The organism is Bacteroides sp. ET489, from assembly GCF_030518095.1.
GTDB lineage: Bacteria > Bacteroidota > Bacteroidia > Bacteroidales > Bacteroidaceae > Bacteroides > Bacteroides ndongoniae.
In genome coordinates this window covers 1-13,676 of sequence record NZ_JAULLJ010000013.1, presented here as the reverse complement: position 1 = coordinate 13,676, position 13,676 = coordinate 1, and the positions used below count along the sequence as shown (strand labels likewise).

Genomic DNA, 13,676 nt, shown 5'->3' with positions numbered 1-13,676 from the left:
TTTCCCAACCCGCCCGCGAGCAACACTTGCATGGCTCGTGAGAGACACTTGTACGGCTCGCGAGAGACACTTGCACGGCTCACGAGCCACACTTGCGTCGCTCAAACGCCCCGGCAGAAAGGCCTAAACCCAAGAAAGACGAAAACAAAGAATTTGTTTAGAAAAGTTAAATATCACAACTTCCCAAAACAAATCTCTACCATTTCCGTTTAATGACAATGAAAACCCGCCGGAAAGATCCGACCGGACACATAGAAAACGCCGAAGCCGCAAATGTGCAATGAACAATTCGACTCAAACGACGTTTATAGTATACAAAAGCGCAATATGCCTTCACCCCAACCGGCGAGACACATCGCGCTTTTTTCATGGCCGAAGCCGAAAAAAGAACAACAGGTAAAAGAGATTCAGGATAACAAACGTATAACAGGTATTAGAGAGAACCACAACTTACAGAGACAGGATGAAAAAGATTGTTTGGATAACATTTTTATGCAGTCTGGCCTTTATCTCCTGCCAACAGGATGAATGGGCAGACTCCTTACAGACGGCGGCGGACACACCTACCGTCAGACTACGGAGCGACCGCTACGAGAACGACGGTGCCCACACCCGCCAAACTACCGAAACCGATGCCCCTTACGACCGGGTAGAATTCTACGTAGTCGATGAAGACGGCGCCATAGCCAGCGGCCTGAAGGGCATCTACAACCACCAAAACCAGGAAATCAAAATCGAAGGCCTGAAGGAAGGCGAATACGAACTGCTGATTCTTGCCATCAAAGGCAATCTGCTCGACGACGGGGCCACCATTCACCCCTTGAAGCAGAAAACCGACCAATGGATCAGCTTCCCGTCCGACCTGCAGAAACCTCTCGAAGCCGAATATTTCTATTCGAAGACCCCTTTCAGCGTCAGCCGCGAGGCCGTTGCCGGAGGTCACGAATACATCGTGCATCTGCCCGCCGAAATCGTGCAGAAGCGCATCATGGGGCGTCTCGACCTCGGCCTGCTCTACAACAACGACGACGTGCGTACTGCCGCAACGCAGAAGACACTGTCGTTTCACACCGGTACCTTCTACACAGCCTTCACCGGCGACGGAGGATATGCCGGACAAAGTAACGGGCAGACCGATCCCATCGAGCTGAACGACCAGAACACCTACTGGTTTATGCCTACCACCGCAGATGCGCAGATTAATGCCGAAATCAGCCTCACTACCACCCACTATCGGGGCGGTGAGCGCCAATGCAGCTACCTGTTCGGTGTAGACGCCATAAACCCTAACCGTATCGAACAGGTACACGCACGGATGGAGCATCCCGACGACTATCAGGGCACCATGTACGTCACCCGACAGGCTTACAACGAAGGTAATCATGCCAAGATACTGCAAGACGGAGAGTCCAAAACCATCTATGCCGACCCGGCACAACGGAGGTTCAACACGGCACACCCGCTGCAAATCAAGGTGAACGATGCCGGTCAGCTTCATGCCCGCTTCTATTCGCCTCGCGACCTGAAACGGGTGCTCATCAAGGCACAAATTCCGTCCGTCAGCAACGAGTATTTCGATTTGGCCTACTTCGACTCCATACCGGCTTTTGCCGACTTCTTTCACGAAGTCGCCTTCAGCAGCCGTAACGGCATGTACCGCACCGAGTCGGGCAAGCTGATCGAAATCGGCAATCTGACACCTGCACAGCTCGCCGGAGCCCAATACAAGATAGAGTCCGACGACCCGTACTGGGCCAAGATAAAATCCATCGTACACGGTTGGGACATCTACTTCAGCCTTTACGGAGGCGACCCCGACCTGCCAAACGGAGGCCCGGTAGGCAACTGGATGGGTATACGTCCCGTACATTGCCGCGAGGTAGTGGCCATGTTTATCAACTTCACTTACATGATCGGCATGGACGAACACGAAGAAATCCTCAGAGCCAACGAAGACATTCTATATGGCAACGGTGGTGTAGACGACAAGGTGACAGCCGATCAAGTACTCTCGCAGATGCGTAGAGAACGTACCCTGCAAGTAGGACTGGTATACTCGGGTAACGGTGTTATCGGACTGGGTGGAGGCATTATATTCGGAGCCTATCAAAACGCCTGGCTTACACACTACAATAACACCTACGCCTGCGAAATCATGTTCCACGAGTTGGGCCACGTGATGGGATACAACCACAGCAGTGCGTTCACCTACGGTCCTTGGGCACAGAAGCTGATGAACAACTTCTACGTCAACAATCTGCATCAGTTCCCCATCGACTCACCGTCGTACCTCAACAGCCGGAACAACCCGACCCTGTATCCCTGATGGCAAAGGCCTACACCGCACCATAGCCGTGCACACGTACTTATTAAAACTTAAAACAACGAACAATGAAATACAATTTTATTGCTTGCTGCCTCTTTGCGTCCCTACTGGGAGCCGGATGCACTGCCGAAACCGAATTTTCCGATACACCCGCCGCAGGACAGTTATCTGTGATTCTGCAACCTGCCGGGCTGCAAGGCACTGCCGCTACCACCGACGACAAACGGATGAACGACGTAAAAGCTTTCCGTTTCGACGACGGACAGTTGCAGGAAACTTACGGTCCGCTGGTACCCGGCGATGACGGCCGCTGCTATCTGAATCTCGCCGACAACCGCGGAACCCTCTACTTCCTGGCCAATGCCTCGCAAGTAACAGCCTTGGAAGCACTGGTACCCGGCGCTACTACCCTCGACGACTTTCTGGCCCTCTCGGCTTCGACCAGCGATATGACGGAACACGGACTGTTGATGAGCGGTAGGGAGGAACTGGGCAGTCAGTCAGCGTCGGAACTGACCGTTGCCATGACACGCAGCGTTGCCCGCATCGACCTCGAATCGACCGACCAGGGTGTAGAAGTGCTGCAAGTCAGTATCGACGGCCTGGCCGACGAAGGTTACCTTAACCCGCAGGCAACCGCCACCCATCCTCAGGATGCAGCGACCACCCGCTTCGACAAGCAGTATAACACTCCCCTGTCCAATGCCCGCGAAACAGTCTTTTACATCTGCGAGCAACAGGGCACAGACATACAGGCCGAAGTACTGGTGCGTTTCCGAAATGCGCTGCACAAGCTGAAGGCTACCCTACCCACCACCATCCGACGCAACACGGTCTACACCATCCATGTGTACGGACGCGGAGGTGACGTAATGATGAACATCAGCAACGGCGACTGGGAACAAGGCGATACCTCCGGTTCTGAAGCCCAAATCAAAGCAAGGGTTAATGTCGAAGCCTCTGCCTTACCGGCCAACGTCAAAGTAAACAGCACCTGCGACAGTGTCTTCATCCCCTATACCGAGAACAATTTTAACCTCGTTCTCGATGCCGAACCGGGAGCAACAGTCACAGTCGACGGACGCATCACCGGAGTCAGCGTACAGGCTACAGCTAGCCGTAACCTTGAACCGGTAGCACGCCTTGCAGTGAGCAATGTTCACCGTCTGCCCGGTACCATACGCGAATACATCTATGCCGATGTATACCAAGAGCAGATCCACAAAGGGCGCATCGTGCTTGCTTTCTTGCCCAGTCCTATCCAGCTCGAAGGCAGCATTATCCTCGATGAAGACGGTATATGCGACTTCGGCCGATACATAGAAGGAGAACTGGGACGTCTCACTCTGCCCGCTGGTAAAATAGCTACAGTAGAAACGGACAACGGACAGACACCGTGGATAAAACTGGCTGAGGATGCCGGCAGTTATCGCATACTGGGCGGATGGAAACCCAACGATCCCGAAGCCGACGGACGCATGCAGGAAGCCCGCCTGGTCATCACCGACAGCGACGGAAGCAACCGCGAAGCTTATCCCATACGGCGCAGAAACAGGGGACTCCCCGTTGTCAACATCGACGGAACCTGGTGGTGTAAATACAATCTGCGGGGTAACGTCAAGAGTTTCAGCGACCAGATCAGCATAGCCGATGACCTGGCAACAGGAACCGGCGTACTGGAACGCCTGACCACCTGCAGCGACGACGAGCTGTTGGTTCTAATGGGCGGACAGTATCAGGGTGGCAATCCTGACGAACTGCCACTGAGCCACAACGGAACTGCATTCTACCACGAAGGGATGAAAGGCTCCGCACAAAACTGGGGGCAAATACCTGCCACGCAAATGGCACCCGATGGCTATCAGTTGCCAACATACGACGATTATGCTTTCTTCGTGTGGAGCACCAACTGCAATATCGGAGGTGTAGGTACCCGAACCCACCAGAACAGCCAGGGACAAACCATTACCGTGAACATTGTAGAACGTGAAGCCCGATTTCTGGACCAATCCTACGGTACGATAGCCTTTTACGACTTCGAGTACGAAGGCAATCACTGGACACTGTACGGACTAGGACATCAATGGAACAACACTGCCGGAAACATCGCACAAATGTCCATCATAATGGCCATTACCGGAAACACATCGAGCAGCTGGTACATGGAAGGCTATGCACAAGCCAGCCGTCCGGGGCAGAACTGGTTCAAATTTACAGCACAAAACTCTACCAAGACCCGTGCAGTACGCTGTATCAAAAGTCCGGTAGAATACATATACAACTAATACAATCACTGTTTCAGCCGATAGCTGACAACATGTAGTTTACATTTTATATTATTAACCAAAACTAAACAAACGATTATGGAATTGAAGTTTATGAAGGCTATGACCTTTGCAGTATGCACCACATTTGTGATGACGTCTTGTACGAACGATGCAGAAGAAAATCTGCCGTCCGGCAACCCGGGTACTACAATCATCAATGCCCGACTGGCCGCCTACGAAAGTCTGATTCAGGCTGCTGATGGCGAAAATGACATAACCGACGTTAAAGCTTTCCTGTTCAGAGATGGGAAAATGACAAAAATCTACGAACTGGGAGCTCCTGAATCCGAGAACTATAACCTGCAAATAGACAGCCGTTCGGGTAATCTTTACCTGTTGGCTTATACGGGCGGAACCATCCCCACCGAAGGTCTGGAAGGGACAGAACTGGATGAAACGAACTGGAAACAAAGTATCATCAACATGCCTGCTAAAACAGAACACTTCTTCACCGGAATGCTGGCTTTGGAAAGCACCGGAAGCCAGACAAGCACTGCTTCTGTATCGCTGAAGCGCGGAATGGCACGTTTCGACCTGGCCGTAGAATCGATCGAGGAAGTATCGGTAAAGAACGTCACTGTACGCAATCTGGCCAATTCGGCTTACCTGTTCCCGCAAGAAGGTATCCAGTCGCCGTCCAACGCCAACCGCAAGGATACAACCGTGGTATTCCAGCAACCTATCACCGACGGCAAATCGGGGATGCTCTATGTATACGAACAGGAGAACCAGAGCATAGAAATCAGCGCGACAGCCGTTATCGGCGGTGAAGAGAAGACACTGACCAAAGCCTTCGACGGTCCGCTGAAGAGAAATACCGTCTATACCATTACCGTACGTCAGGATCGCCTCGATATCAAGCTGAACGTATCGTACGACGAATGGGAAGAAGGTACCAACACCGACCTGACTCCTTACAGACGGCGACGCTAAATGCCAGTTGTAAGTTTTTGAGTTTTTAAGTTCCTGAGTTTTTGAGTTTGCGGGGTTCCTACTTTTCTACAGAGAGGGAACTCTACAAACTCAAAACTGAAGGAACCCAAAAATTCAAAAGAGTCAGGAACCTTAAAACTTAAGAAAGCAGAAACTTAGAAACTTAAAAACTCGGGAACTTAAAAGCTTAAAACTTATGAACATCCAAAGATACATTACACGGACAACTGCCCTGCTGGTAACCCTGCTGATGCTGAATGCCTGTTCGGACGAGCATACCAACGAAAACTTCGCCGACAACAGCCATACCTTGCTTCGGGTTAGCCTCAGCCATTTCAACGCCGAAGGACAGGCACAACCCGTATCCGGCGAGAACCGCATCGAACGCATGGATGCCTATTTCTTCGAAGATGGGGTATTGACCGAATACCATCCCCAACTGACAGCCGAAAGCGAGAACAGCTACAACCTCGACCTGCAACGTCGAGCTGGTACGCTGTACGTGCTGGCCAATGCGGAAACTGGTCTAGTGCCCGAAACCGGTGTGCTGACCGAAGCGGACTTCCGCCAACAAACCCTTACGGTCGCAAACGGACACGTACAGCCCTTCCTGACCGGACAGATCGGACTAAGCGGACAAGCCGTCAGTACCATTCCTCTGACACTGAAGCACGGAACGGCTCGACTCGACTTCCGCGCCCGCGTAGCAGGCAGTTTCAGCGTACACCAGTTCGGAGTAAGGAGTGCGGCGAAACAGACATTTGTCCTTCCGCAAACCGACGTACAGACACCGCAGGGAGCCGAAAAAGAAGACATCCTGCTGACCTTCGACCAAGGACTGAAACAGGACTCGGCAGCCATCATGTATCTGTACGAGCAGACCAACCCCGACCTGAAAGTTTACGTAAAAGCCGAGATGGACGGAACTACCTACGAAATGGAACAGCCCTTACCCGAAGTACTGAAACGCAACACAATCTACACCATAACCCTACGCAAGGACCTGAGTGGAGCACACCTCGTGGTTGAGGAATGGGCAAAAGGCGAAGATACCGAACTCATCCCCAGTCTGGACAGCCGGCTCACCGTTGACCGGTCTGCCTCGCAACTGCCCGACGATGTACAGGTGACCGACGGAGGAAGTACACTCATTTTCCCGCACAACGCCACCGAAGTGCTGCTGGCCGTAGACTGTGATGACGAACTGGAGATGCTCCCCCTCGAAGGCTATCCGCTGACCGTAGAGCCCGTGACACAGACACGCGGAATCGAAGGTAAGAACCTGTTTCGGATACGCAAATTGCTCTATCCGCCGGGCCATGCCAGCGATGAAGCCAGCCTGCAGTTCCACCGCAAAGGACTGGACAACTCCTATCCCGAAGACCACATTCGCTTGGTGTTGCAAGCCAACCCGACGCAAATGGAAGGATTGCTGGATTTTGATTTGCAAAATTATGCCCACCGTTTCGACCATTACATCGACAACGAACTGGCAACAATCACCTTGCCCGAAGAAAAAGAAATCTTTGCCGAGTTCAACGAAGGTGAAGATCCGTGGATGAAAATCGCTCCACAAGAGGAAGGCAGCAACGTCTATCGTGTACTGGCCGGCTGGAAGCCCAACGATCCTACTGCCAACGGACGGGTACAGGAAGCACGAATCGTCATCCGCAACAAAGCCGATGGTTCGGCACGCGAGGCATATACCGTGTCGCGCCGCAATTACGGACTACCTGTCACCTGGCTGCACGGCGTATGGTGGTGCAAGTACAATGCCCGCGGCAACTCAAAATCGTTCGACGACCAGATTCTTTCGTCCAACGACCCTGCCGTAAAAGCCGGAACCACGGTATTCAACTACCTGCGCGACTGCACCATCGACGAGTTCTACGACCTTTGGGGCTGGGCTTATCAGGGAGGACGCACACAGGGCATGCAAGTAATAGTACAAGACGGCGTCGCCGTGCTTGACGGATTCACCACAGCGGGCAACACACACATGAACAAGCTGGAGCCCACCATCCTTGCCCCCGACGGCTACGAGGTGCCCAGCATGGAAGAGTTCAACCGCGTATTCGATGCCACCGACCACGTATGGGTGATGTGGAACGGAACCCATATCCTGAAGAATCCCTGGGAAGGGCACAGCAAGATACAGCGCGAACAGCGCCGGCGGAACGATCTCGTCATCGACGAACTGGCTCTGAACGACCTCATCTACATCGCCATGAAGAGTCCCGACTTCACGCAATACGAGCCTGTTGTGTGGTATGGCCCGTCTGCCCAATGGAATACATCGGGCATCTACCACGGCCACTACAACAACATACTGTTTACCGTATATTCGCCCACAGGCAGCGGATGGTATTTCAACGGCAGCATGGCCGGCCTGTACCTGACGCAAAACGGTGCCGGAGTGCACGATACCCGTATCCTGCGCTTCAAGAAGTCGCCCGTGGAGTACATCTACGGTGAAGAGTAAGGGATCATTCTGATTCTGAGATAGAAAAGACGGAGAGTAGCGTTCAACACGACGATTTGTTGAACGCTACTCTCCGTTTCGTTTTTATATTTCCCGAAGCCATTCTATATTTGCAGCCGGAAGGGACAGGACGAACTATGCACGTATGGTTCGTGAGCCACACAAGTGTGGTTCGCAAGCCACACAAGTGTCTCTCGCGAGCCGTGCAAGTGTGGCTCGTGAGCCGTATAAGTGTTGTTCACAAGCCATGCAAGTGTATTCGCACGTCATGCTTGCACAGTCTGTGCACCGCAACAGCCCGCAAATATTACACAATATGTCGTCAATAATCCCTTTTCTGCAACATTTAAGGGCAAAAAGGCAGGTTGAACCTGCCTGCGGTACACAAAGCATAGCATAGCAAAGCATAGCATATCCCCTCCTTCATAGTTCCCCCGAAAGCGTGGGAACTGCCGGAACGGCCCGGAGGCCTTGGAGGAGGCTTAGGCTTTCAACGCTTCTTCATCACGCTGTTCACCACACGGACGGTAGAGACGAGCTTGTTGGTCGAGGTAAAGACGTCCACGTTCCAGACATGCGACGAGCGTCCCTTGTGGACGATGGTACCCACGGCCCGCACCGTATCGCCTTCGAGTGCCGACGAAATGTGATTGCCGCTCACCTGCATCCCCACGACCATCTCGTCGGGTTGGCAAAGAATCATCGAACCCAGTCCGGCCACCGTCTCGGCCAGTGCCAGTGTGGCTCCTCCGTGCAGAATGCCGAAAGGCTGCCGCGTACGATGGTCCACCGGCATAGTAGCCTCCACACGATCCTGATCGGCGTAGGTGTACTGTATTCCCAGATTACCCATCAGGGCGTGGCGTGCCTGAGCGTTCAGCTGGTCAAGGGGAACATCGCCGATGCGCACTTCGGCCAGTATCATTTTCTCAACGGCTGCTGCTACACCGTCTTCCTCGTTCGAGGCAGTGATGTAGTCGGCACAAGCCTTCACCGAGTCGGGTGCCTGCCCCATGGCTACGCCCATGCCGGCCAGCTGAAGCATGGCTACGTCGCACGTACCGTCGCCGATGGCCATTACTTCCTCGCGCTTCACGCCCAGATGTTCGAGCAGGGCACCCAGCGTATTGGCTTTATCAACCGAGCAGGGCACTACCTCCAGGAAGAAGGGTTCGGAGCGGAATACGTCGAGCACGCCACTCAGACGTTTCTTCCAGTGCTCTTCAAGGGCTACCAGTGCCGCTTCGTCGTCGCTCACCAGCATGCACTTGCACGGGGCAAAGTCGATGGCGGTCGAGAACTCTTCCTCCTCTATCACGACCAGGTCGTTCAGTTCGGCTTCGTCCAGCACATGTTCGTCGTCCGAGTTGTTGGTCAGAATCAGGTTATCGTGGTAAGTAAACAGGGCAAAGCCGTTCTTCCGGGCTTTCTTCTCCAGGTAAGGCAACATTTCGGGGTTGATCCGGCGTTCGAAAAGTATCTCTCCGTTCTGTGCATTGATAATCTGGCAACCGTTGTACGACAGGATAAATCCACCGTAATTGCCCAGTTCCAGGGTTCTGGCCACTTTCATCAAGCCGTACGACGGACGACCCGATGCCAACACCACACGCACGCCCATCTGCTGTATCTTCAGCAGGGCCGACAAGGTACGCTTCGTAATCTCCTTTGCGTCGTTCAGCAGCGTACCGTCTACATCAAGAACCAATAGCTTGTACTTCATGGCAATAAAGATTTAATGGTTTCCTCTATTGGGACACAAAGTTAAGGATTTGAACGAGATAAACAATTTTCTTTACGCTTTTTAAGGAGGGACGAGGGACAAGTTAACGAGGAGACAAGGAACAAGAGACAAGGCTACAGACAGCAAGAGCGCTTCCTATGTACTTATCACCTTTCCCCTCATCACCTCCTTCCTCGTCAACTCGTCCCCTTGCCAACTCGTCAACTAATAAATCAAGTACACCAGCCTCGTCACCAACAGCAGCGCCACTCCACCCAATGCCCAGTAGACAGCACGTGCCGTAGGGCGATACAGTGCCCTGCAAAGCAGGTAGATGCATACATAAATCATGATCAGTTCTGCCACATGCAGCCTAATGCCGTCGACCGACGAACCCGGCAACGACTCTATCCAGCGCAGTCCCTCGTTTTGCAAGCGCACCAGCACCCGAAGTCCCTCAGCCAGCGGTTGTTGCAACACGGGGAAAGGCGTAAGCAGCAGTACGCCCACCGCTACATACAGCACCAGCGACACCAGCGGAATCACCCATAAGTTAGTCAGCAGAAAATGGACAGAAAACCGTCCGAAGTAGAATGCCACCAGCGGAGCCGCCCCCACCTGTGCCGCCAACGAAACCGCCAGCAATCCATACACCCATCGCAGGAAACGGTTGCCGAATGGGCACAGCGACCACAATCCCGGCATCAGCAACAGAATAGCCGCCACTGCCGAGAACGACATCTGGAAACCTACGTCGAACAGCCAGCACGGACGCCAGCACAGCATCAGGAATGCAGCGACAATCAGTGCATCCATCGTCAGCACCTTTTCGGTACGCAGTCCCACCACCACAAACAGCGAACACATCAGCACCGCACGCACCACCGACGACGAAAGCCCCGTCAGGAAAGCAAACGCCCACAACAGCCCCACAGCTACCAGCGACAGAAAAGGCTTCAAACGCCTCCACCGCTTCCACAAGGGTACGAAAAACACAAGAATCAACGCATAGATGAAACCGACGTGCAGTCCCGAGAGTGCCAGTACATGACTGGCTCCCGACACAGAATACGTTTCCATAAGTTCCTTGCTCAAATCGGTCTTGTCGCCCAGAGTCAGCGCGGAAAGCACCGCCAACTCATCGCCTGCAAACCCCAGACGACGATAGATGCCCAGCAACTCTTCACGCAGGTCGAGTGCCTTCTGCCGCAGGGTACGTTCCGAGGAATGCCCCGTCTTTATCCATTTCCCCGCGGGCACATAGGCCGTACCGCTCACACCGTTGTGTTTCAGGTAGCGGGCATAGTCGAACCCGGCCGCCACACCCTCGTTGGAAGGAGGTTTGAGCCGCGCTCTTACCCACAGCGTGTCGCCCCGCTGCAAGGCAAGCGAAACGGAATCTTTAGCTATATAGAACAGAAATTCAGGTCGCCCGTAGCAGAGCGAAAGCGTATCGCCCCTCGCCTCGGCCAGCAACCTGGCCCGGCACATGACGGTCTTGGGCTTCGGTTCGGGAACCTCAGTCAGCAGAATCTGGCAGTCGGAAATCCCGTTTCCGACGTCGTAGTGCGTAAGCTTCAGTTGTTGTCCCATCAGCAAAAAGCCAATGGTAAACATCGTCGCATAAACCACCAGTCCGAAAAGAACTCTGCCAGAACGTCGCAAGCACACCATCAGCAGCACACATGCCACCCCTACTGCCAGGCTGACGTCCGTCCATTGCCACGACGGGCAATAGTCGGCACACGCGATGCCAGCCATCAGCATTACCAACAGCCGCAGGAAAGGATGTCGCCGCCAGACAGACGACATTTACAGCCGCTTTAACGAACGGATAGCCTCTTCCTGATCGGGAGCCGCAAACACGGCACTGCCCGCTACCAATACATCGGCACCGGCAGCCACCAGCCGCGCACCCGTTTCCAGATTCACGCCGCCATCCACCTCGATCAGGGCATCCGAACCCGAAAGCGTAATCAGTTCGCGCAGCTCGCGTACCTTCTCTATCGAATGTTCGATGAACTTCTGTCCGCCAAAGCCGGGATTGACACTCATCAGCAGCACCATGTACACGTCGTTGATGATGTCCTTCAGCATGCACACCGGAGTGGCCGGATTGATGGTCACCGCCGGCTGCATGCCCGCCTCACGAATCTGTTGCACCACGCGGTGCAGGTGGGGACAGGCTTCGTAGTGCACGTTCATCACGTGTGCGCCCAGTGCCTTCACTTCGGGAATAAACTTCTCGGGCTGCACTATCATCAGATGCACGTCCAGCGGTTTGTGTGCCAGCTTGGCAACGTACTTCAGCACGGGGAAGCCGAAAGAAATGTTGGGCACAAACACACCGTCCATGATGTCGATGTGCACCCAGTCGGCTTCGCTACGGTTCAGCATCTCAATGTCGTCCGCCAGATGACCGAAGTCGGCAGACAGGATAGAGGGAGAAATAATCGGTTTCATAACACAGTCATAGTATCTCTAAAGGTTCTGTTCTCTGTTTCATCTCACGAAGCGCGCCTCGTCCGTCAGCCGGAAGCCGCGCAGCAGTTCGTCGGTCTTCAGCCGTTTCTTGCCGGGAAGCTGCAAGGCGCAGATGCCCACAAATCCGTCGGCTGCCGCCACGCGGATGTAGGTCTTGCCGTCGGTCTGCAGCGTACCGGGCTCCAGCGAATGGGGCGTCATGATCTTTTCCGTCTGGAAGATTTTCACCACGACCGGTTCGCCTTCCGGCAGTTTCAGCTCTGCCCATGCGGCAGGATAGGGCGAAAGGCCGCGCACAAAGTCGTAGATGCGCTTCACCGGCTGGTTCCAGTCGATGCGGCATGTCTCCTTGAAGATTTTGGGAGCCGGTTTCAGCTCGCCCGTCACGCCCATCTCTTCCTGCGGGATGCTGTGGATGCTGCCGTCCAGAATGGCGTCCACGGTTTCGGTCACCAGTTTGCCGCCCAGCACCATCAGCTTGTCGTGGACGATGCCCACGTCGTCGGTATCGGCTATGGGGACGCGCACCTGCTGGATGACTTCGCCCGTATCAATCTCGTGTTTCAGGAAGAAAGTCGTGATGCCCGTCTCCGTCTCGCCGTTGATGACTGCCCAGTTGATGGGCGCCGCGCCACGATATTGGGGCAGCAGGGAGGCGTGCAGGTTGAAGGTTCCCAGGCGGGGCATGTTCCACACCACTTCGGGCAGCATGCGGAATGCCACCACAATCTGCAGGTCGGCCTTCCAGGCACGCAAGGCTTCCACAAACTCCTCGTTCTTCAGTTTCTCGGGCTGAAGCAGGGGCAAGTTATGTTCCAGCGCATACTGCTTGACGGGCGAGTATTGCAACTTGTGTCCGCGACCGGCAGGCTTGTCGGGCATGGTGATGACGCCCACTACGTTGTAACCGCCTTCCACCAGGCAGCGCAGGGCCTCCACGGCAAAGTCGGGAGTACCCATATATACAATGCGTAAATCTTCTTTCTTCATTTGTCTAAGGATTTTAGGGGCAGCCGCAACAGGTGAAGCCGCTTTAGTTATCCGCAAAGGTAGGCAATTCTTCCTTATCGTCAAAGATTTATCTTTAGAATGGTGAATGGTTAATGATTAATGGTTAATGAAGGGAGATGGTGAAGCAGAAAAGCGAAAAAAATATAAGAAAGATATTGATATATAATGATAAAATCTTATTTTTGCGATTAGTTCATAGCACACAAATCTGATATTTATGGCAGAAAAGCACTCTGTAATAAGCACAACGCGTATGGCCAGCTTCGCAAACAAAGAGCAGCCTTCCCCCCTTTACTGGCAAAGGGAGGTTTCTTGTGTGCCCTTTTCCATTCATCATCCATCCAATAAGTCAGCTAAGAATTTGGATATGTGTGGAATTTGTGTAAACAC

At 53.6% G+C, this 13,676-nt stretch carries 8 protein-coding genes; 4 read left to right on the top strand and 4 right to left on the bottom strand.

What is annotated here, in order from left to right:
- Nucleotides 1–463: 463 nt before the first annotated feature.
- The 4 genes from Q3C19_RS09190 (at nt 464) to Q3C19_RS09175 (ending at nt 8,068) form a co-directional block, all read left to right on the top strand.
- Nucleotides 464–2,326 (top strand): hypothetical protein, encoded by a 1,863-nt coding sequence (locus Q3C19_RS09190; RefSeq protein WP_302728838.1) that lies wholly within the window; start codon nt 464–466, stop codon nt 2,324–2,326.
- A gap of 65 nt (nt 2,327–2,391) precedes the next feature.
- Nucleotides 2,392–4,611, top strand: a complete 2,220-nt coding sequence (locus Q3C19_RS09185) for a hypothetical protein (protein ID WP_302728836.1) — start codon at nt 2,392–2,394, stop codon at nt 4,609–4,611.
- A gap of 78 nt (nt 4,612–4,689) precedes the next feature.
- Nucleotides 4,690–5,586 carry a hypothetical protein gene (locus Q3C19_RS09180; RefSeq protein WP_071150541.1) on the top strand — a complete coding sequence of 299 codons (897 nt, stop codon included), beginning with the start codon at nt 4,690–4,692 and terminating at the stop codon, nt 5,584–5,586.
- 196 nt (nt 5,587–5,782) lie between these two features.
- Nucleotides 5,783–8,068 carry a hypothetical protein gene (locus Q3C19_RS09175; protein WP_302728817.1) on the top strand — a complete coding sequence of 762 codons (2,286 nt, stop codon included), beginning with the start codon at nt 5,783–5,785 and terminating at the stop codon, nt 8,066–8,068.
- A 490-nt stretch (nt 8,069–8,558) separates the two neighbouring features.
- Here the strand turns inward: Q3C19_RS09175 and Q3C19_RS09170 are convergent, their stop codons facing one another.
- The 4 genes from Q3C19_RS09170 to fmt form a co-directional block, all read right to left on the bottom strand.
- A complete protein-coding gene (locus Q3C19_RS09170) occupies nt 8,559–9,791 on the bottom strand; it encodes a Cof-type HAD-IIB family hydrolase (protein WP_302728815.1) in 1,233 nt (410 codons plus the stop codon).
- 225 nt (nt 9,792–10,016) lie between these two features.
- Nucleotides 10,017–11,603 (bottom strand): ComEC/Rec2 family competence protein, encoded by a 1,587-nt coding sequence (locus tag Q3C19_RS09165; protein ID WP_302728813.1) that lies wholly within the window; start codon nt 11,601–11,603, stop codon nt 10,017–10,019.
- Nucleotides 11,604–12,254, bottom strand: a complete 651-nt coding sequence (rpe, locus tag Q3C19_RS09160; RefSeq protein WP_277121627.1) for a ribulose-phosphate 3-epimerase — start codon at nt 12,252–12,254, stop codon at nt 11,604–11,606.
- 39 nt (nt 12,255–12,293) lie between these two features.
- Nucleotides 12,294–13,265, bottom strand: a complete 972-nt coding sequence (gene fmt / locus Q3C19_RS09155) for a methionyl-tRNA formyltransferase (RefSeq protein WP_287642261.1) — start codon at nt 13,263–13,265, stop codon at nt 12,294–12,296.
- Nucleotides 13,266–13,676: the final 411 nt, after the last annotated feature.